We start from the raw sequence: 20,971 nt of genomic DNA on the forward strand, positions 1-20,971 counted from the left end.
ACCCGGCCCGGCCAGGGAACCCGTCCATCGATCCTGGAGGCCCCCACTCATGAAACCCTACAGAGCCATCGTTGCCACGGCGTTAAGCGCGCTGGCAACCGCCGCGGTCGTGGTGCCCGTCGCACTGAGCACCCCCGCCCAGGCGGCACCGCCCACCCCCGGCCCGATCGTCAAGCTGTGGAACTGGAACTGGAACTCCGTCGCCAGGGAGTGCACCGACGTCCTCGGCCCCGCCGGATACAGCGCCGTGCAGGTCTCGCCGCCGAGTGACTCGATGTCCAAGGGCGGCTCGGTCTGGTGGGACATCTACCAGCCCGCCCGCTACACCCTCACCAGCAAGTTCGGTGACGAGAACGCGTTCAGGAACATGGTGAACGCCTGCCACGCGGCGGGCGTCAAGGTCCACGCCGACGCCGTCATCAACCACATGACCGGCCAGGGCAGCACCAGCTACGGCGGCTACGGCTTCGGCAAGTACAACTATCCGGGGCTCTACTCCTCCTGGGACTTCCACACGCCCACCTGCGGGATCAACGACTCCGACTACAGGAACGACGGCTGGCGGGTACAGAACTGCGAGCTGGTCGGCCTGTCCGACCTCAACACCGGCTCCGAGTACGTCCGCAACCAGATCGCCGGCTACCTCAACAAGCTGACCTCCCTGGGTGTGGACGGTTTCCGCATCGACGCCGCCAAGCACATCAACCCGGGCGACCTGGCCGCGATCAAGGGCAAGCTGACCGGCTCGCCCTACATCCACCAGGAGGTCATCCAGGGCGATCAGGAGGCGATCACACCGAGCCAGTACACCGGGATCGGCGACGTGCACGAGTTCGTGTACGGGCGCAAGCTCAAGGAGCAGTTCTCAGGGCAGATCAAGAACCTGCAGAGCTTCGGGCAGAGCTGGGGGCTGTCGGTGCCCAGCGACAAGGCCGTGGTCTTCATCGACAACCACGACACCGAGCGTAACGGCTCGACCATGAACTACAAGTACGGCGACGCCTACAAGCTGGCCAACGTCTTCATGCTCGCCTGGCCGTACGGGACGCCGAGGGTCTACTCCGGCTTCACCTGGAGCAACAGCGAGGCGGGGCCGCCGTCCGCCAACGGCGGCTTCGCCACCGACGCCAACTGCGGCAACGGCCAGTGGACCTGCTTCCACCGCCAGATGAGCGGCATGGTCGGCTTCAACCGCGCCGTCGCCGGCACCTCGGTCGGCAACTGGTACGACAACGGCAACAACGTGATCGCCTTCAGCCGCGGCGACAAGGGCTGGGTCGCGATCAACAACGAGGGCGGCAGCGTCACCCGTACCTTCTCCACCGGCCTGCCCGCCGGAACCTACGCCAACGTCGTGGGCGGCGGCTCGGTGACCGTCGGCTCGAACGGCTCCGCCTCGGTGACCGTCCCCGGCAAGAGCGCGGTCGCCATCCACACCGGCGGCGTCAGCCCGTCCCCGACGCCGACGGTCGACCCCGGCCAGGTCGCCACCTCGTTCAACGCGAACGTGACGACCACCTGGGGCCAGAACGTCTTCGTCGTCGGCAACGTCGCCGAGCTGGGGTCCTGGAACCCGGCGAACTCCATCGCCCTGTCCTCGGCCTCCTACCCGATCTGGAAGGCGACGGTGAACCTGCCGCCCAGCACGACCATCCAGTACAAGTACATCAAGAAGAACCCCGACGGCTCGGTGGCGTGGGAGAGCGACCCCAACCGGTCCTTCACCACCCCGGCGAGCGGCACCGCGACACGCAACGACGCCTGGCGCTGACCTTCGGGCCGTATCCGGCCCATCCGCCCCGGGCGTCCGCCGACGCCCGGGGTTCCCCTCTCCGCCTCGCACAGAGGAATCCCCATGCGTTCATCCCCCCAACGCGTGCTCAGGCTGCTCGTCGTCGCGATCTTCGGCCTGGCCTCCGCCCTCGTCCCGTTGTCCGCGGCACTGGCCGCCAACAGCGTCACCGTCTACTACTCCACCACCTGGACGACCGCCAACATCCACTACCAGCCCACCGGCGGCGCCTGGACCACCGTCCCCGGCGTCGGCATGAACGAGACCGCCTGCACCGGCTGGAAGAAGAAGACCGTCAACCTTGGCACCGCCACCGGACTCAAGGCCGCCTTCAACAACGGCTCGGGCACCTGGGACAACAACGGCGGCGCCGACCACACCATCGGCACCGGGGTCAGCACCGTCAAGAACGGCGTCGTGACCGGCAACGCCGCCGACCCCTGCGTCCCCGAGGCCCCGGACACCGAGAAGCCCAGCACGCCGACCGGTGTGACAGCGGCCGCGACCGGCGTCTCGATCGCACTGGCCTGGAGCGCCGCCACCGACAACGTCGGGGTGACCGGCTACAAGGTCACCCGCACCGGCGGCACCGGGGGAACCAAGGTCGTCGACGTGACGGCCACCGCGCACTCCGACACCGGTCTGGTGGAGAACACCCTCTACCGCTACACCGTCCAGGCCAGGGACGCCGCCGGCAACCTCTCCGGGGCGAGCGAGGAGGCCGGCGCCACCACCGGGAAGAAGCCCGAGGCGCCCGAGGGTGGCACCCCGCTCGGCGGCGACCCGCGCGAGGACTCCATCTACTTCGTGATGACCGCCCGGTTCGCCGACGGCGACACCTCCAACAACCGGGGTGGCAGCCAGCACGTGAAGTCGGGCAACGCCGCGAACAACGACCCGATGTTCCGCGGTGACTTCAAGGGCCTGGTCGACAAGCTCGACTACATCAAGGGCCTCGGCTTCTCCGCCCTGTGGATCACCCCGGTCGTGCTCAACCGCTCCGACTACGACTTCCACGGCTACCACGGCTGGGACTTCTACCGGGTCGACCCCCGCCTGGAGTCCGAGGGCACGTCGTACCAGGACCTGATCAACGCAGCCCACGCCAAGGGCATCAAGATCTACCAGGACGTCGTCTACAACCACAGCTCCCGCTGGGGCGCCAAGGGCCTGTTCACCCCCACCGTGTGGGGCGCGCGCGACGATCAGTGGAAGTGGCTCTACAGCGAGAAGGAGGCGGGCCGGGAGTACAACCCGATGCAGGAGCATCAGGGCAACGACCCGAACCTGACGGCCGCGCAGAACGCGATGGCCAAGGGCAGGCCGTACAACGGCGACCAGTGGTCCACCACCGAGCCGGCGGGCAACACCTGCCGTAACTGGGGCACTCCCACCCAGTGGAGCAGCCCCGAGGGGTACCGCATCCACAACTGCCAGTGGCCGAACCCGACCTCCGGCATGTTCCCCGCGAACTACTACCACCAGTGCTGGATCGGCAACTGGGAGGGGGAGGACTCCCGCAGCTGCTGGCTCCACGACGACCTGGCCGACTTCAACACGGAGAGCAAGGCCGTCCAGGACTACCTGATCGACGTCTACAACAGGTACATCGACATGGGCGTGGACGGCTTCCGCGTCGACACCGCCGTGCACATCCCCAGGGTCACCTGGAACCGCCGCTTCCTGCCCGCGATCCGCGAGCACGCGACCGCGAAGTTCGGCGCGGAGAAGGCCAAGGACTTCTACGTCTTCGGCGAGGTCGCCGCGTTCGTGCACGACAAGTGGAACCGCGGCTCGGTGAACCACTCCGCCCAGTTCTTCACCTGGAAGGAACGCAAGGAGTACAGCGCCGACGACGTCCGAGCGGCGATCGAGCAGTACGACTATGAGAACCTGATGGGCTCGGGCAACCAGCCCACCAGCACCAACGCCACGCTGAACGGCAACACCTACCACGCGCCCGACCACAGCAGGTTCTCCGGCATGAACGTCATCGACATGCGCATGCACATGAACTTCGGCGAGGCGTCCAACGCGTTCCACAACGGCAAGGACTCCGACGACAGCTACAACGACGCCACCTACAACACCGTCTACGTCGACTCCCACGACTACGGTCCGAACAAGTCCTCGGTCCGCTACGACGGCGGCACCGACGCCTGGGCGGAGAACATGAGCCTGATGTGGACCTTCCGCGGCATTCCGACGCTCTACTACGGCTCGGAGATCGAGTTCCAGGCGGGCAAGCCGATCGACTGCGGGCCGACCTGCCCGCTGGCCACGACGGGACGCGCCTATTTCGGTGACCACCTGGCGGGATCGGTCACCGCCTCGGGTTTCGGCACGGTGTCCAGTGCCTCGGGCGCGGTGGCGCAGACCCTCGACAAGCCGCTGGTCAAGCACGTGCAGCGGCTCAACCAGATCCGCAGGGCCGTTCCGGCGCTGCAGAAGGGGCAGTACTCCACCGAGGGTGTCTCGGGTGGCATGGCCTACAAGCGTCGCTTCACCCAGGGGTCCGTGGACAGCTTCGTGCTGGTCTCGGTCTCCGGGAACGCCACCTTCACCGGCATCCCCAACGGCACCTACGTCGATGCCGTCACCGGTGACAGCAAGACCGTCACCGGCGGAACGCTCACCGTCTCCCTGAGCGGCAAGGGCAACATGCGGGCCTACGTGCTCGCACTGCCCGGCAACCCCGCTCCCGGCAAGATCGGCTCCGCGGGGCCGTACCTGAGGTAACCGCGCCCGGCGGCACCGCCCGGACCGGCTCGGGGCCGGATCCGGGCGGTGTCGCGCCTTTCACCGCACTCTCCCCAGTCGAACAAGGCGCGCACCCCCTTGGCTCTCCGGCGCCGGGGCCCGGATACGGTATGCCGAGTGCAGGCGGTTATTGCGGCTTTCGTCCCGATATGGTGCATCGGTGCCCTCGGCTGGCTGGCCGCCCGTTCCGGATCGGCGAGCGTTCAGGTCCGGCAGGCGCTGACGAAATTCGCGTTCACCATCGCGATGCCCTCGGTGCTGTTCACCACGCTCAGCCGTACCCCGCTCAGCCAGGTCCAGCCCGGCCCGCTGCTCGCCTTCGCGATCAGCACCTTCACCGTCGGCCTGCTGGCGCTCGCGCTGCTCCGCGGCAAGCTGCCCGACCGGGTGACCGGCGCGATGGCGTCGTGCTACGTCAACGCCGGCAACCTCGGCATCCCCGTCGGCCTCTACGTCCTGCACGACGCGACGTTCGTGGTGTCGGTCCTGATGTTCCAGGTCCTGGTGGTCTCCCCGCTGCTCTTCCTCGGCCTCGGGGCCGGCGGCTCGTCCTTCCTCGCCCCGCTGCGGACGCCGATCGTGGCGGCCTCGATCCTCGGCCTGGGCGTGTCCGCCCTCGGCTGGCAACCGCCCGACCTCGCGCTGCGGCCCCTGGAGATCCTCGGCGGCGCCGCGGTGCCCCTGGCGCTCTTCTCACTGGGCATGTCCCTGAGCGGCTCGGCCGTCGCCTGGCGCGGAATCGGGCCGGTGGTGGTGCTCAAACTCCTGCTCCAGCCGCTGGTGGCGCTCCTGGCCGGACGTTTCCTCCTCGACCTCGACGGCCCCGCACTCTTCGCGGCGGTCCTGTTCGCGGGACTTCCCACCGCCCAGAACACCTATATCTACGCCGCCGAGCACGGCCGCCCCACCGAACTGCCCCGCGACGCCATCCTCGTCTCCAGCCTCCTGTCCCTGGTGACCCTGTCCGTCATCGCCCTGCTGGGAGCCGGGTGATCCGAGGTCACCCCCGCCGGGGCTCGCACCGTGAGCCCGTACCGGGATCCGGCCTCACTTCCACAGAACTATGAGGGGTGAGCGGAGGCCCGCCGAAGTGCTTCGATCACGGTCGTGATCGCGGGCCGCCGCGCGCTGCCGGAGCGAACGGCGGCCACGATCCTCCGATCGGAGAGACCGACGATCGGGCGGGCGACGACGCCGGCCCTGGGCTCGACCGCGAGCTCGGGGAGCACCGCGACGGACAGTCCCGCGGCGACGTGGGAGAGCAGCACGCCGTAGCTGGAGAAGCGACCGGCGACGATCGGCTCGAATCCGGCGAGCCGGCAGTGCCGAGGAACGAGCTCACCCAGGTACGTGCCCGAGTGGTCAAGCGCCCACCGCTCCGCGGCGAGATCGGCGAGCGAGACGACGTCGAGCTTCCCCACCTCGTGGGCCGCGGGCGCGACGAGCAGGAGCGGGTCGGTCGCGAGCGGGATCACCGTGATGGTGGGGCTCAGCAGCGCGCCGTCGGCCTCGTCGACGGTGACCACGAGATCGCAGCGGCCCTGATGGAGCGCCGCCATGCTCTCGCGCGGCTCGATCTCGAGCAGTTCCAGCCTCAGCCGCGGGTGCGCGCGCGCCACAGCCGTCACCGCCTTGATCAGGATCGGGGCGATCGAGCTGGCGAACCCGCCCACGCGTAACTGTCCCGCGGGTTCGGTCGTGACCTCGGCCAGCTCCGCCTCGATGGAATCCATGTGGTCGCGCAGCTCGCGCGCCCGTTCCACGAGCGTCGCACCGGTCGGCGTGAGGGTGAGGGTTCGGCCGACCCGTTCGAAGAGCTGCGCTCCCGTCTCGGCCTCCAGCACCGCGAACTGCTGCGACACCGTCGAGGGGCTCAACATCAGTTCCGCCGCCACGGCGCGCACGGTGCCGACCCGCTCGAACACATCGAGAAGCCGAAGTCGCCACGGGTTCAGGGTCATGACAGGCAGCCTACTGTTCGATGGAACCGAACAGAATGATGGAAATGCTGCGATGGACATGCACAGTCTGGCGTCAGTACCGTCGAACCATGTCGCCCATCGCCTCCGATCCCCCGCTCGCCTCCGATGCTGCGTTCTGGTCAGATGTTGACAAGCACGTCATCCGGTACGGCGCCCCGTTCGTGCCGGAGATAATCGCGCGCGCCGAGGGGAGTTTCGTCTACACCGAAAGGGGACGGAAGATCCTCGACTTCACGTCGGGGCAGATGAGTTCCATCCTCGGCCACTCGCACCCGGAGATCGTGGCGACCGTGCGGCGCCAGGTCGCCGGTCTCGACCACCTCTACAGCGGCATGCTCTCCAGGCCGGTCGTCGAGCTCTCACGACGCCTGGCCGAGACGCTGCCCGCCCCTCTCACCAAGAGTCTGCTGCTGAGCACGGGTGCGGAGTCGAACGAGGCGGCGATCCGGATGGCGAAGCTTGTCACCGGAAAGCATGAGATCGTGTCGTTCGCGCGGTCCTGGCATGGCATGACCCAGGCCGCAGCCGGGGCGACCTACAGCTCGGGACGCCGGGGATACGGGCCGGCCGCCCCGGGCAACATCCCGATCCCGGTCCCCTACGAGTATCGGCCCGATTTCGTCGACGCGGCGGGACGACTCGACTGGCGGCGTCAGCTCGACGTCGCCTTCGGGCTCGTGGACGCGCAGTCCACGGGAAACCTCGCCGCCTGCATCGTCGAACCCATCCTGAGCTCCGGGGGGGTCATCGAACCGCCGCTCGGCTACCTCGCGGCACTCAAGCGCAAGTGCGCCGAGCGCGGGATGCTCCTCATCCTCGACGAGGCTCAGACCGGGCTGTGCCGTACCGGTACCTGGTACGCCTTTCAGCGCGACGGTGTCGTTCCCGACATCCTGACCCTGTCGAAGACGCTCGGTGCCGGCCTGCCGCTTGCCGCGGTCGTCACCTCGGCCGAGATCGAACAGGCCGCCGCCGAACGGGGGTTCCTCTTCTTCACCACGCACGTCTCCGACCCCCTGGTCGCCGCCGTCGGCAACACCGTGCTCGACGTGCTCGAACGTGACGCGCTCGATGCGCGGGCGGCCGAGCTGGGGGCGTTCCTGCGCGCCGGTCTGCTGTCCATCCAGCACCGGCACGCCGTCGTCGGCGACGTGCGGGGCCGCGGGCTCCTCCAGGGAATCGAACTCGCGCCCGCCCCCGGCGCCGAGGAGAGCTCGGACGAGCTCGGAGCGGCCATCACCCGCCGCTGCCTCGAACTCGGCCTCCACATGAACATCGTGCAGCTGCCGGGAATCGGCGGCACGTTCCGGATAGCCCCCACTCTCACCAGCACCGAAGCCGAGATCACCCTCGGCCTGGAGATGCTCGACCAGGCGATCGGGGAAGTGGTCGCACGAACGCACCTCGCTGCTTGACCAAGGGACAGGCTCTGGGTTCCCGGGCGCCCCTCCAGCCCATGGCGCCCGGGACCAGGGCGTTCTCCGTGTGGAGCTCGCCACGGTGGTGGCCGGTCAGCCCAGGCGCCAGATCCTGACCGTGTCGTCGCCGCCGCCGGTGACCGCGACGGGACGCCCGTCCAGCTCGGCCACCGCGGCGCCGAACACGTTGTGGTCGTGGCCCTTGAACGGCCGCCCGGCCGACGCTCCGGTGTCGAGGTCGTGGACCTGCGCGGTGCCGTCGTTGCTGCCGGAGACGACGACGGTGAGCGACCCCACCCTCCCGACGGCCAGTGAGTAGATCCAGCCGCTGTGGTCGCGGATGGGCGGGCGTGCCTCACCGGCGCCGGCGGCGTCGTCGATGTGGATGTCCTGCGCACCGCCGGCGGACAGCACCACCAGCCTGCCGTCCAGCTCGGCGGTGGTGACCACCGATACCTGAGCGCGCTGGGTGGCGATCGTCTCGCCGCGGCCCGAGCGGAGCGGCCAGCGGCGCACCGTTCCGTCCTCGCTCCCGGTGAACACGACGGGCTCGCCGTCCAGTTCGGCGGTCGCCAGGCCGAACAGCGCCCCGCTGGAGGCACGGCGGACCTTGCCGATCGCGGCGCCGGTTCTCAGGTTCCACAGCCGCAGGCCCCCGTCGCGGCCGCCGGTCACGACCACGGGCTCACCGTCGAGGGTGGCCACGGCCAGGGAGAAGACGGGCTCGGCGGCGGCGATGGGCTTGCCGACCGCCTTCCTCGCGGCGAGGTCCCAGCGACGTACGGTCCCGTCGTCACCGCCTGACACCGCGATCGTCCTGCCGTCCAGCTCGGTGACGGCGACGGAGCGCACCCAGTTGGTGTGCCCGGTGAGCGTGGCCAGCGGCCTGCGGGTGGCCAGGTCCCAGAGGCGGACGGTGCGGTCGTAGGCGGCGGAGACGATCACGGACCTGTCGCCCACCCTGGCGACCGCCACCGCCTGCAGGTCGTCGCGGTGGCCCCGGAGCGGGCCGCCCACCGGCGCGCTCTTCCAGTCTCCGGTGACCGAGGTGGGGGTGGCCGCGGGAGAGGGCTGCCCCGTGCTCTGCGGGGGCGACGACCCGTCCCCAGACGGGTACCCGTCGGGGGACGGGGAGACGTCCGAGACCGGCGGCGGAGAAACCGATGGCGGGGAGCCGGTCAGTGCCACGGGGGTGGGGTCCGCATCCCCCTTCTCGCTTCCCGACAGCAGCGGCGGGAGCACGAAGGCTCCCGCGGAGATCACGAGGGTGGTGGCGGCGATGACGGCCCCGATCCACCACAGGCGCGACCGACCGGCCGCTACCGGCACGGTCACGGCCGGGGCGCCGCCTCCCGGGCCGCCCTGCCCGGCGGGCACACCGGTCCCGGCCGGGACCGGCCCAGCGGGTGCGGGCGCCCTTCCGTGACCGGCCGGCTCCCACTGCTGGGGCGCCGTGCTCCGGCCGGGTGGCGGCTGCTCGGCACGAGAAGGGCGCCACGGTGGCGGCTGGGGGGACGGCGGCAGGTCGTGGGCGGGCGGTCGCCGGGACTCCGGCGACCGCTCGGCCTGCGACGGCTGCCGGGGCGGCGCGGCGGCGGCGCCCGTCGACGGCTGGCGGATCAGCCTGAACAGCACCTCGGATGCCACGGGACGGTCGGCGGGTGACTTGGCCAGGCAGTCGCGCAGCAGCGGCCGCAGCCCTTCGGGCACCCCGGACAGGTCGGGCTCGACGCTGAGGACGCGGTGCAGCACGGCCGGGATGGTGTCCTGGCCGAACGCGGGACTTCCGGTCGCGGCGAACACCATCGTCACGGCCCAGCTGAACACGTCCGAGGGGGCGGCGGCGGGCTCGCCGCGAATCTGCTCGGGCGACATGTAGGCCGGGGTTCCGATCGCGCCGCTGGTGTGGGCGGTCGCGTCGAGCGTCTTGGAGATGCCGAAGTCGATGACCCGCGGGCCGTCGAAGCCGAGGAGCACGTTGGCCGGTTTGAAGTCGCGGTGCACGATGCCCGCCTGGTGGATGGCGACGAGCGCGGTGACGGTGCTGATCGCGATGCGCTGCAGGGCGGCGCCGTCGCGCGGCCCCTCGCTCTCGACCGCCTGCTGCAACGACGGCCCGTCGACGAACTCGCTCACCACGTAGAGGCGGTCGCCGCTCTCCCCCGCGTCGAGCACCCGGGCGGTGCAGAACTCGGCGATCTGCCGGGCGACGGCGATCTCCCGCTGGAAGCGCGTCCTCGCGGCCTGGTCGGCGGCGAACTTCGGGTGCAGCACCTTGACCGCGACGCTCCCACCGGCCGGATCGCGTCCGAGGTAGACCGTTCCCTGCCCGCCCTCACCGAGCCTGGCCTCGATCGCGTACGGCCCGAAGGCCGTGGGATCGCCGGATCTGAGCTCCGTACCGGCCATCGTGCTCCTCCCCCGTCACGAGCCCGCCCGAGTGGTCCGGCGGCCAACGCCCTGCCGCACGCGCCGGGTTCCGGGCAGCCGAGTCCCGGAAAAGAGCATGCCAGTATCGGCAAATTAGACCAAATGCCTACTAAATATCAGTCGAGGATGTTGGCGTGCAGGGCGCGCAGCACCGCGTTGGTGCGGTCGCGCGCCCCGAGTTTGAGCAGCATGGTCGAGACGTGGTTCTTCACCGTGCCTTCGGCCAGGAACAGGGCCTGGGCGATCTCACGGTTGCTGTAACCCTCCGCGACGAGCCGCAACACCTCCACCTCTCGTTCGGTGAGCTGCTGGATCGCGGGCAGGTCGCCGTCATCCGCCGGCCGGCGGCGGTGCACCGCGCGCAGTAGCCGATCGGTGATCGACGGCGAGATCAGCGTCCCTCCGTCGGCCAGGACCCGGATGGCCCGGGTCAGCCGTTCGAGCGTCACGTCCTTCAACAGGTAGCCGCATGCCCCCGCCCGCATCGCGTCCAGCACCAGGGTGTCGTTGTCGAACGTGGTCAGCACGAGCACCGGTGGCGCGTCGTCCGCGCGCTCCTGCAACGCCTTGAGCACCCAGATGCCGTCGTGGCGGGGCATGCGCAGGTCGAGCAGGACGACGTCGGGGGCGTGCTCCTCGATCGCCGCCAGCGCGGACATGCCGTCGTCGGACTCCCCCACCACCTCGATGTCGTCGGTCAGGTCGAGCAGGCTGCGGATGCCCTGCCGCACCAGGGTCTGGTCGTCGACCACGATCACCCGGATCACCGCGCGGGCACCATGGCGGTGACGCGGAAACCGTCGCTGCCGTCGAGCCGCACGTCGCCGCCGATCGCGTCGATCCGCTCGCTCAGGCCGCGCAGCCCGTTGCCCGGCCGCAGCTGGGGGCTGCCGCGCCCGTCGTCGACGGAGGTGAGCTTCACGGCCTGGTCCGGTGTGCTCTCGATCCGGATGCGCAGCGAGGTCGCGTTCGCGTGCCGGATGGTGTTGGTGACGATCTCCTGGACGACACGGATGAGCGTCATGGTCACCTCCTCGGTGGGACGTACGTCGTCGTCGATCCACACACCGATGTCGAGGCCGGGAATGTCGCGCACCACGGCGCTCAGGGACTCGCGCAGATCGGGCGCGTCGACGCGCAGCTGCCCGACGGTCGCGCGCACGTCGCGGAGCAGGTCCCGCGCCACCCGGTCGGCGCGCTCGATGTGCACCCGCGCGCCGGGGCCGTCGTGGTGCCGGGCGACCTCCAGCTCCAGGGTGAGCGCCGTGAGCTGGTGCCCCATCAGGTCGTGCAGCTCCCGGGCGATGCGCAGGCGTTCGTGAGCGCGCGCGGTGTCGGCCAGGATGACGCTCGCCGCCCGCAGCTCCAGATGCGCCTCGCTCAGCTCACGGCGCATCCGCTGCTCCCGGAGGCTCGCCAGTGAGCTGAGCAGCGTCGCGGTCTGGATCAGCAGGTACAGCAGCGCGCTGAGACCGATCTCGGTGAAGGTGGCGCCGGCGAGGCCCGCGGCCACGGCGATGACGACGGTGTTGAGCACGACCACCACCGGGCCCGTCCACCGCGGCGCGACGTACGCACTCAAGGTCGCGGTGAAGACCAGCAGGATCGGCAGCCACCCGGCGCCGGGCGCCGTCAGGATCGTCAGCCACCCCAGCACGACGGCCGCGCCGTAGCAGACCCACGTCGGCCTCGGCCGGCGGTCCTCCAAGACCGCGGCGGTCAGCGACGTGGCCAGCAGCGCCACGAACAGCACACCCCACACCGGCCGGGGCACCCGTGTCTCGGCCACGCCGAGCAGGGTCGGGGTGCCCACCGCGAGGCACACCAGCAGTGCCGCCAGCCCCGCCCACGCGTCCGGCTCGATTCGCCGCATACCGTCACTCTACTGACGCTCCCATCCGCGCTGAGGTGCCGAAAGTCATGGGTGCCGATGCTGACCATCGGCACAGGCGCCAGAGGCTCGCCCTTCCTAACCTCGACGGCATGCATGCGACAACGTCATCTCCCGCCGTCGAAGCGGACCGCCTGCACAAGCGCTACCGCTCCAAGGTCGCCGTCGAGGAGGTCAGCCTTTCGGTCGCCGTCGGCGAGATCTTCGGCATCCTGGGACGCAACGGAGCCGGCAAGACGACCACCGTCGAGCTGATCGCCGGGCTCAGGCGGCCCGACCGCGGCACCGTCCGCGTGCTCGGCCTGGACACCCGGCGCGACCGGGCCCGGCTGCGCCAGGTCCTCGGAGTCCAGCCGCAGGAGGCCACCCTGCACTCCGCGCTCACGGTCACCGAGCTGGTCCGCCTGTACGGGAGCTTCTACCGCGACCCGCTGCCGACCGGCGACCTGATCGAGTCGGTCGGCCTGACCGCCTCCCATCGCACCCGCTTCGAGAACCTCTCCGGCGGCCAGCGGCAACGGCTGTCGATCGCGCTCGCCCTCGTCGGGCGACCCCGGGTGGTGATCCTCGACGAGCTCACCACCGGGCTCGACCCCGAGGCACGCCGCCAGATGTGGACGACCCTGGAGCGGCTGCGCGAGTCCGGCGTGACCGTCCTGCTCGTCAGCCACGCCATGGAGGAGATCGAACGGCTGTGCGACCGGGTCGCGCTGCTCGACGAGGGACGGGTCGCCGCCCTCGACTCGCCCTCCGGGCTCGTGCGAAGGGCCGGTTTCGCCCAGCGGGTCATCTTCCGCGCGGCCACCCCCGTGCCGGACGGGCTGCTCGAAGGACTCGACGAGGCCGAGCGGGTACGCGCCGACGGCGACCGCGTCGTCGTCGAAGGCCGCGGCGACCTGCTCCAGGCCGTCAGCGTCGCGCTCGTACGCGCCGACGTAGTGGCGACCGAGACACGCAGCGAACAGGCCGGCCTGGACGACGCCTTCGTCGCCCTGACCGGACACCGGCTCGACACCGAGGAGACGATCCGTTGACCGACATCACCGTCCACCGCCCCGGCCCGCGCGCCTGGGCCGGACTACTGATCTGCGAGCTCAAGATGGTCGCCCGCGACACCGCCGGGCTGATCGTGCCGATCGGCCTGCCCATGCTCATCCTGGTGATGAACGCCTCGTCCGCCGGCCGGGAGACGATCGCGCACGGCCGCACGGCCTTCGACGTCTACGTGCTGCCGCTGGTGTTCACGATGGTCGCGGCCACGACCGGCATCGTCAACATGCCGAGCTTCCTGGCCTACTACCGGCGCAGCGGCATCCTGCGCCGCCTCGGGGTGACGCCCGCCTCGCCCGCGTTGGTCCTCGTCGCCCAGGCGGCCGCCGGTGTGCTGCAGATCGCCGTCGGCATCGCGGCCGCCTGGATGCTGGCCATGCTGGCGTTCGACGCCAACCCTCCGGTGCGCGTCGGCGCGGCGCTCGGTGTGCTGTCGCTGACGGTGGCCACCATGTACGCCGTGGGCCTGATCGTCGCCGCACTGTCGCCCACCCCGAACTCCTCCGTGGCGATCGGCCTGAGCGTCTTCTTCGCCCTGGGCGCCACCGGCGGCATGTTCGGCGGGCGTGACAGCCTCCCGGAGATGATCACGACGATCGGGCAGTGGCTGCCGTTCGGCGCCGGGAGCCAGGCCCTGTCGGCCGCCTGGATCGGTGCGCCCATCGAGGCGTCCAACCTGATCGGCCTGGCCGCCAGCCTCGTGTTCGGCGGCGTCGTCGCGGCCGTGTTCTTCCGCTGGGACTAGCCGGCCGTGCGCCCGCCCCGGGCGGCCGGGGCGGGCGCACCGCCCGCCGTTTCGCCCGGGGGCGGCCGGTCCGTACCGGGACATCACCCGAAAATCCCGCTCAGAGCGTTGGCGCGTTGGCGTCCTGGCTCACCACCGCGAGCACCCCGTCGATCTCGGAGAGCACGGTGGTCAGCTCGGTTATCAGGCCGGCGCCGCGCACGGTGAGCCAGAGCGAGACGGTCGCCGGGGGGCGGCGCTCGCCGCGCTGGTCGATGGAGAGCTCGTCCACGACGAACCCCCGGCGCGTGCATTCGGCCAGCACCAGCCGGAGCACGCCCCGCCCGTCGAGGTAGGTCAGATGGAGCCGCGAGGGTGCGTGCCTGGACCGGGGGAGCCGGTCGGCCAGTGGGGTGAGCACGAACACCGTCGCGAAGTGTCCCACGGTCACGGCCACCGCCAGCAGCCACAGTCCCGCTCCCGCCGCCATGCCCACCGCCGCGGTGAGCCAGATCGCCGCGGCGGTGGTGAGGCCCCGGACCGCGTCACCGCGGACGAATATCAGGCCGGCACCGATGAAGCCGATGCCGGAGACGATCTGGGCGGCCACCCGGGACGGATCGAGGGAGACGTGCTCTCCCAGCACATCGGCGAAGCCGTGTTTCGACACCAGCATGATCAGGGCGGCGGCGAAGCCGACCAGGGTGTGGGTGCGCAGTCCCGCGCTCTTCTGGCGGATCTCCCGCTCCAGGCCGATCGCGGCCGAGAGCACGAATGCCAGGGCCAGCTCGCCGAGCTGCGTCCAGCCCTGTCCTGCCAGGTCACCGAGAGGTGCCAGCGCCACCACCTCCAGGTTGGGCCGGCAGGTCCGGTCCCCGGCCGCTGTCCGCCGGGACGGGCCGGGCCGCCGCTCGGCGTCTCTGTCCTCGCTACGCCGCCTCCGCGGCCTGCCCGGCTTCCCGCAGGAAGGGGGAGAACCGCTGTTCGGTCAGATAGTGACCGATCCCGACGACGAGCACGAGGGGCCATTCGACGACTCCGAGCGCGCCCAGCACGCCCAGCACGCCGTAGAAGACCAGTCGATCCGGCGGCGGCACGGCCAGCGTGCCGATCACCGGCAGGCTGATGTGCGGCCGCTCCGACCCGCCCGCTCTGCCATCCAGTGCGGTGGCGGTTCCCTTGACCATGACAGCCTCCGTGAATTACGACGTACTATCGCAAATCCCCGGCCCCATAAGGCCCGTAACGCCGTTTGGCGAGAACTTTGCCCGCCCCGGTTCCTCAGCTCCGGGCCAGGCGCCAGATGTGGAAGGCCGGGCCGTCGGCGGGCAGCGTGACGGTGCCGTCAGCCTCGGGGGACAGTTCCGCGTCGCCGTACACGGGCAGGCACCGGGCGCCGAGCGGGAGCCGCACCGGCCGGTGGGCGGCACGGGCGGCCAGGATCAGCAGGCGTTCGCCCGCGCGCTCCCGGAGGTAGACCACGGCGTCCTCGGAGACGTGCAGCCAGCGCAGGCCTCCGTGGCGCAGGGCGGCCTCGCCCCGGCGCAACGCGATCAGGTCGCGGTAGACACCGAAGGTGCCCCGGTCCCACCTCTCCGGCCGGTCCCAGGGCATGGTCCGGCGGGAGTCCTCTCCCCACGCGCCCTCCAGGCCGATCTCGTCGCCCGCGAACACCATGGGCGTGCCGGGCAGGGTGAGCATCAGCCCGGCGGCGACCTCCACCAGGGCGGGATCCCCTCCGCATATCGTGCGGATCCTGGCGGTGTCGTGAGAGCCGAGGATCGACCAGGAGTGGACCAGCGAGCGCCACGACATGTGGCCGGAGAAGGCACGGATCGTCGCCACCGCGTCGCCGCCGCCGATCCTGGGCACCTCCGCCGGAACCCCGAGGAACGGCAGGTGGACCTCCGGGCCTCGCAGCCAGCTCCACACCGGGCGGGTGAAACCGGCGTAGTTCATCGTCCCCTGCCAGCCGCCGACGTCGAGATCGCCGGTGGCGTCGTGCGCGTGCTCGGCGACGAGCAGCCTGTCCGGGCACTCCTCGGTCATCGCCCGCCGGATGCGCCTGGCCACCTCGTGCGTGTGGTCCGCCTGGCGGAGCCTGCCGGTCATGTTGGCCACGTCGATGCGCCAGCCGTCCAGGCCGAACCGGAGCCAGCCGCGGACGACCTCCTCCATCGCCCCCGCCAGCCGCTCGCTCGACCAGTCGAGCTTGGGCAGGGAGGGAACGCCCATCCATGCCTCGTAGCCCAGGTCGTCGTCGGTGAAGAAGAACATCTCCCGTTCGGCGGCGCCCTTGTCCCGCAGCGCCGCCTGGAACCAGGCGTGGGTGTCGCCGCAGTGGTTCGTCGTGAGGTCGCCCAGGATGCGCATGCCCCTGCGATGCACCTCGTCGATCAGCGCGCGATAGGCCGCGTCGCCTCCGAGCAGCGGGTCGACCTCGGCGAAGGAGGAGGCGTTGTAGCGGTGGTTGGAGGCCGCGGGGAAGACCGGCGTCAGGTAGAGGATGTCCGCGCCGAGGGCGGTGATGTGGTCCAGCCTGGAGCGCACGCCGTCCAGGTCGCCGCCGAAGACCTGCCGCGAGGTGTCGGGCCCGCTCCCCGCGACGGGGTCGTCCCAGCCGCGGGGGATCGCCCACGGCGGCAGGTCGCGTGCCGTGCCCGAGGAGGCGAACCGGTCGGGGAAGATCTGGTAGATCACACCGCCGGCCGCCCACTCGGGTGGGGCGGCATGGGTGACCAGCTTGAAGTCGGTGGTGTCCGGAACGTCGTGGGCGGCCAGGCCGGAGGCGGTCAGCCAGCGGTAGCCGTCCGGGCCGCCGATGAGGAAGCGGTAGCCGGTCACCTGGTTGCGGGCCACGATGTCGGCCCGCCACCAGGTCTCCCGCTCGGTCTCGCGGTCGATCACCGCCTCGGTGAAGTGCGGTTCGCCGTCCGGCGTGGTCCGCACGTGCACGCCGGAGCGGTGGCCTCGCGGGGTGCGAACGAAGACGGTGACCGTCTCCCCCGGCTCCGGCGCCGCCGTGCTGACGTGGTCGGGCGAGCCGTCGTGATGGAATCCCCGGTCTATCATGATCAACCTTTCACCGCGCCCGCGGTGAGCCCGTGGACGATGTATCTCTGCAGGAACTGGAAGACGACGACGGTCGGGATCGCGGTGAGCAACGTGCCCACCGCGAACATGCCGAAGTTGGCGTTGCGCTGGTCGGCCAGCAGGCTGAACAGCCCGACCGCGAGGGTGCGGGCGTCGTCGCCGGTGAGGAAGACGCTGGCGATGAGGAACTCGTTGATCGTCCCGATGAAGACGAGCAGCGCGCTGATCGACAGGATGGGCGCCGAGAGCGGCAGGATCACCTTGCGGAACGCCTGGGTGGGCGTGCAGCCGTCGATCAGCATGGCCTCGTCGAGCTCCCGGGGGATCGTGTCGAAGAACCCCTTGATCAGCCAGGTGTTCACGCCGACCTGGCCGCCGATGTAGAGCAGGACCACGCCCCAGATGCTGTTGAGCCCGAAGACGGGCCAGTTGTCACTGATCACGCTGAAGATGACGTACAGCGGGACGATGGCCAGGAACTGCGGGAACGCCTGGATCACCAGCAGCGCTACCAGGCCGGTACGGCGACCGGCGAAGCGGAAGCGGCTGAAGGCGTAGGCGGAGACCGCCGACACCGTCACCGACAGCACGGCGGTGAGCCCGGCGATCAGAACGGAGTTGAGGTACCAGGTCGGGAAGGCCGTGGTCTCGAAGAGGTCCGTGAGGTTGGCGAGGCCGGCGCCGCTCGGGAACAGGGTCGCCGAACTGAGCGTGCCGAGCGGGTTGAGCGCCGAGGAGACCACGAACAGGATCGGCAAGAGGGCGAAGGCGGTGACGGTGATCGCCACCAGGTGCCGGAGGACCAGTCCGCTTCTCATCGGTCCACCTCCTGGAAGGCCCGGGTACGCCGGAAACTGATGATCGAGAGCACCGCCACGATCAGGTAGACGTAGATGGACATCGCGGAGGCCAGGCCGTACTGCGCGCCCTGCTGCCCGAAGGCGAGCCGGAAGGTGTAGGTGATCAGCAGGTCGGTCGCGCCCACCGTCGGGTTGTCGGCGGGGAACGGGCCTCCGGCGGTGACCAGGAAGATGCCGTTGAAGTTGTTGAAGTTGAACGCGAACGACGAGACCAGCAACGGGGCGAGGGCGAGCATCAGCAGTGGCAGCGTGACCTTCACGAACCGTTGCCAGGCGGTCGCGCCGTCCACCTGGGCCGCCTCCAGATACTCCGACGGGATCGTCTGCAGCGCCCCGGTGGCGATCAGGAACATGTAGGGAAAGCCCAGCCAGAGCTGGACCAGCAGCACCGACAGGCGGGCGGTGAGCGGGGCGCCGAGCCAGTCGACGTCGAGCCCGAACATCTTGTTGATCAACCCGAAGTCGGTGTTGAACATGTCCCGCCAGACCAGCAGCATCGCGAAGGCCGGCATGGCGTACGGCAGCACGATCAGGGTCCGGTAGGCCCGTACGGCACGCATCCGGGGATGGTGCAGCACCAGCGCGACCGCCACCCCGAGCGCGGCGGTCAGCACCACGACGGACGTGGCGTAGACCAGGTTCCAGCCGAAGACGCCGAGGAAGTGCGCGTTGATCTTCGGGTTGGTGAGCGCGGCGGTGAGGTTGGCCAGGCCGACGTCGACCTTCCAGCCCTGCGCCAGCGCCTGCCCGTCGGCGGAGACGAACCTGCCCAGCTTCTCGTCGGCCCGCCAGATCCTGTCCTGGCCGGTGACACAGTCGCAGCCCGCGTCGTAGGCGAGCGTCGCCGTACCCCGATAGGCCCTCGACAGGCCCTGGCTGCGGATCGCCCCGCCCTCGACGGGCACGACCAGCTCGGTGATCTCCGAGCCCCTGGCGGAGGCCTGCGCGGCGGTCAGCACCGTGTAGCCGCCGGCCGCGGTGATCCGGCCGCCGGCACCGAGGGTGGCGCCCTCCAGGGGGCGCAGCCCCTCGGCGGTGCCGGTGTAGGCGCGTCCTCCCGCCGCCAGCAGGAAGACCAGGTCTCCGTCCTTCTCGGCCACGGTGAGCCGGTACTCGGCGGAACCGGGCCGGCGCTTGACGGAGGAGGTCTCGATCGCGGTGATCGCGTCCTGCTTGCTCCCCAGGTGACCGTCGCCGATGTTGGTCAGCGCCAGCGACATCGTGTGGACCACCGGGAACACCTGGAAGGCGAGGACCAGGAGCGTGGTGGGCAGCAGGTACTTGGCGGGCAGCCGCCGCGGCGTCAGGTAGACGAGGAGGCCTGCGGCGGTGACGACCGCGACGATCCCCACCCCGATCCAGTTCTCCGCCGCCACCAGCGGCGCGACCGCCCAGAGCGCGACGGCGACGATGAGCCCGAGCACCAGGACCCGCAGCGCGATCCCGCCCGCGCTTCCCGGCCACACCCCGGTCGCCACGGCCCACCCGCGTCCGCGGCGGGGCCGTTCGGGTGGAGGCGCCGCCTGGCGCGACCGAGCCCCCCGGCCCTCCTGGGCCGCGCGCCCGCGCCCGATTTCGAGGACATCCCCCTCGCGGGGAGGGCGGCGCCCCTCCCCGCTCCGGAGTCGTCTCGTGTTCACTGCTCGAGCTGCTCGGCGATGGCCTTGGCGGCCGCCTCGACCGCCGGAGGCACCGGCTCGCCCTTCACCGCGGCGTGGATGAGCGTGTTGAACGGCCCCCAGATGGCCACCATCTGCGGGATCGCGGGCAGCGGCGTGCCGTTCTCCGCGGCGGCCTGGAACTTGGCGACATCGGGGTCCTTGCCCGCCGCGTACGTCAGGGCCTCGTTCAGGGCGGGCATCCGCGGCTCGGCGTCGAACAGTGCCCGCGCCACCTCGGCCGAGGCCAGGGTGCCGGTGACGAACTCCTGGGCGATCGCCTTGTTCCCGCCCTTGCTCGCCACGAAGAAGGACTGCACGCCCACGAACGGCTTGGCGGGCTCGGCCCCCTTGAAACCGGGCACCGGGGTGACGTCGTACTTCACACCCGCCTTGCGGGCGTCGGCCAGCCGCCACGGCCCGGCGACCATGAACGCGGTCTTTCCCTCGTTGAAGGCGGCCGCCGAGTTGTCGGAGGTGAAGGAGCGCTTGAGCGCCCCTTCCCCCTTCTCACCGAGCTTGGCGATCCGCTCGAAGGCCTCGACGGACTCCTTCTCGCCCACACCCAGCTGGGACGGGTCGGGGTCGCCGCTCGGGGTGGTGCCGAACAGGTGGGCGCCCGCCGAGGTGTAGAGCGGGTACAGGTGGTAGGTGTCGCCGGACTGGCCGTCCTGCTGGCTGACCGGATAGCCGACGATCTGCTCGACCTTCCCCGCGGCCTTGAGCTTCTTGCCCGTCTCGACCAGTTCGTCGAAGCTTCCCGGGGCCTCCGGCGCCAGCTCGGTGTTGCGGAACAGCGCCAGGTTCTCGACCGCGTACGGCACGCCGTACACCTGGCCGTCGTAGGTGACGGCCTTGCGGGCCACGTCCACGTACCCGGCGAGTTGGTCCTCCGTCATCTGGATCGGGTCGATGAGGCCGTTCTGCACCAGGTTGCCGATCCAGTCGTGCGCGCCGACGACCACGTCGGGGCCCTTGCCCGCCTGGGAGGCGGTGGTGAAGGTCTGCTGCTGGTTCTGGGCCACGACGACGACCTCGGCCTTGATCCCGTTCTCCTTGGCGAAGGCCTCGGCGAAGGGCTTGAGGGTGTCCGAGCGCATCTGGTCGGCCCAGATGAGCAGGGTGGTGTCGCCTGCGGCGACCGGAGCCGAGGAGGGCTGCCCCTGCGCCTGTGTGTTTCCACCGCAGGCGGTCAGAACAAGGCCGAGCGCGAGGGCTCCGGCAAGGGTCTTCATGGGTCTGCGCACGCTTGAGCTCCAGGTGGGAGGGGGTTTTCAGGGGGTGCACCGTGATGTGCGCCGAAGTTAACAGAG

At 70.5% G+C, this 20,971-nt stretch carries 16 protein-coding genes; 6 read left to right on the forward strand and 10 right to left on the reverse strand.

The window, feature by feature from the left end:
* Positions 1-49: 49 nt before the first annotated feature.
* The 3 genes from AB0K21_RS36485 (at position 50) to AB0K21_RS36495 (ending at position 5,545) form a co-directional block, all read left to right on the forward strand.
* Positions 50-1,771, forward strand: a complete 1,722-nt coding sequence (locus AB0K21_RS36485) for a carbohydrate-binding module family 20 domain-containing protein (RefSeq protein ID WP_364156484.1) — start codon at positions 50-52, stop codon at positions 1,769-1,771.
* 84 nt (positions 1,772-1,855) lie between these two features.
* Positions 1,856-4,531: an alpha-amylase family glycosyl hydrolase gene (locus AB0K21_RS36490; RefSeq protein ID WP_364156487.1), complete on the forward strand. Its 2,676-nt coding sequence runs from the start codon at positions 1,856-1,858 to the stop codon at positions 4,529-4,531.
* A 138-nt stretch (positions 4,532-4,669) separates the two neighbouring features.
* Complete coding sequence (locus AB0K21_RS36495; protein ID WP_343978864.1) at positions 4,670-5,545, forward strand: AEC family transporter; 876 nt, start codon at positions 4,670-4,672, stop codon at positions 5,543-5,545.
* Between the two features lie 68 nt (positions 5,546-5,613).
* On the opposite strand, the gene AB0K21_RS36500 is transcribed toward AB0K21_RS36495, so the two are convergent.
* Entirely contained in the window at positions 5,614-6,513 is a 900-nt protein-coding gene (locus tag AB0K21_RS36500; protein ID WP_343978867.1) for a LysR substrate-binding domain-containing protein, read from the reverse strand.
* A gap of 89 nt (positions 6,514-6,602) precedes the next feature.
* Here AB0K21_RS36500 and AB0K21_RS36505 point away from each other — a divergent pair, with 89 nt between their 5' ends.
* The gene (locus AB0K21_RS36505) at positions 6,603-7,949 is read left to right on the forward strand and encodes an aspartate aminotransferase family protein (RefSeq protein ID WP_343978870.1); all 1,347 of its coding nucleotides are present in this window, start codon (positions 6,603-6,605) and stop codon (positions 7,947-7,949) included.
* Between the two features lie 96 nt (positions 7,950-8,045).
* Here AB0K21_RS36505 and AB0K21_RS36510 read toward each other — a convergent pair whose 3' ends face one another.
* From AB0K21_RS36510 to AB0K21_RS36520, 3 genes are all read right to left on the reverse strand, one after another.
* Positions 8,046-10,361, reverse strand: a complete 2,316-nt coding sequence (locus AB0K21_RS36510) for a serine/threonine-protein kinase (RefSeq protein ID WP_364156492.1) — start codon at positions 10,359-10,361, stop codon at positions 8,046-8,048.
* Positions 10,362-10,498: 137 nt separating this feature from the next.
* A complete protein-coding gene (locus AB0K21_RS36515) occupies positions 10,499-11,149 on the reverse strand; it encodes a response regulator transcription factor (protein WP_343966108.1) in 651 nt (216 codons plus the stop codon).
* Complete coding sequence (locus AB0K21_RS36520) at positions 11,146-12,255, reverse strand: histidine kinase (RefSeq protein ID WP_364156495.1); 1,110 nt, start codon at positions 12,253-12,255, stop codon at positions 11,146-11,148. Before AB0K21_RS36520 ends, AB0K21_RS36515 begins: the two co-directional genes overlap by 4 nt.
* A gap of 110 nt (positions 12,256-12,365) precedes the next feature.
* On the opposite strand from AB0K21_RS36520, the gene AB0K21_RS36525 reads away from it, so the two are divergent.
* Together AB0K21_RS36525 and AB0K21_RS36530 are read left to right on the forward strand one after the other, a co-directional pair.
* On the forward strand, positions 12,366-13,307 hold the full coding sequence (locus AB0K21_RS36525) for an ABC transporter ATP-binding protein (protein ID WP_364156498.1): 942 nt from the start codon (positions 12,366-12,368) through the stop codon (positions 13,305-13,307).
* The gene (locus AB0K21_RS36530; RefSeq protein WP_343966101.1) at positions 13,304-14,068 is read left to right on the forward strand and encodes an ABC transporter permease; all 765 of its coding nucleotides are present in this window, start codon (positions 13,304-13,306) and stop codon (positions 14,066-14,068) included. The genes AB0K21_RS36525 and AB0K21_RS36530 overlap by 4 nt, the downstream gene beginning before the upstream one ends.
* Positions 14,069-14,168: 100 nt before the next feature.
* Here the strand turns inward: AB0K21_RS36530 and AB0K21_RS36535 are convergent, their stop codons facing one another.
* The 6 genes from AB0K21_RS36535 to AB0K21_RS36560 all read right to left on the reverse strand — a co-directional run bounded on the left by AB0K21_RS36535 (position 14,169) and on the right by AB0K21_RS36560 (position 20,905).
* On the reverse strand, positions 14,169-14,885 hold the full coding sequence (locus AB0K21_RS36535) for an MgtC/SapB family protein (RefSeq protein ID WP_343966116.1): 717 nt from the start codon (positions 14,883-14,885) through the stop codon (positions 14,169-14,171).
* Between the two features lie 91 nt (positions 14,886-14,976).
* Complete coding sequence (locus AB0K21_RS36540; RefSeq protein WP_343966099.1) at positions 14,977-15,234, reverse strand: hypothetical protein; 258 nt, start codon at positions 15,232-15,234, stop codon at positions 14,977-14,979.
* A 94-nt stretch (positions 15,235-15,328) separates the two neighbouring features.
* Entirely contained in the window at positions 15,329-17,119 is a 1,791-nt protein-coding gene (locus tag AB0K21_RS36545; RefSeq protein ID WP_343966097.1) for an alpha-amylase family glycosyl hydrolase, read from the reverse strand.
* 2 nt (positions 17,120-17,121) lie between these two features.
* Positions 17,122-17,958, reverse strand: a complete 837-nt coding sequence (locus tag AB0K21_RS36550; protein ID WP_343966095.1) for a sugar ABC transporter permease — start codon at positions 17,956-17,958, stop codon at positions 17,122-17,124.
* Positions 17,955-19,478 carry an ABC transporter permease subunit gene (locus AB0K21_RS36555; protein WP_364156504.1) on the reverse strand — a complete coding sequence of 508 codons (1,524 nt, stop codon included), beginning with the start codon at positions 19,476-19,478 and terminating at the stop codon, positions 17,955-17,957. Before AB0K21_RS36555 ends, AB0K21_RS36550 begins: the two co-directional genes overlap by 4 nt.
* A gap of 158 nt (positions 19,479-19,636) precedes the next feature.
* Positions 19,637-20,905 carry a maltose ABC transporter substrate-binding protein gene (locus tag AB0K21_RS36560; RefSeq protein ID WP_343966090.1) on the reverse strand — a complete coding sequence of 423 codons (1,269 nt, stop codon included), beginning with the start codon at positions 20,903-20,905 and terminating at the stop codon, positions 19,637-19,639.
* Positions 20,906-20,971: the final 66 nt, after the last annotated feature.

Origin of the sequence: Streptosporangium sp. NPDC049248, from assembly GCF_040678965.1 — a bacterium.
GTDB lineage: Bacteria > Actinomycetota > Actinomycetes > Streptosporangiales > Streptosporangiaceae > Streptosporangium > Streptosporangium fukuiense.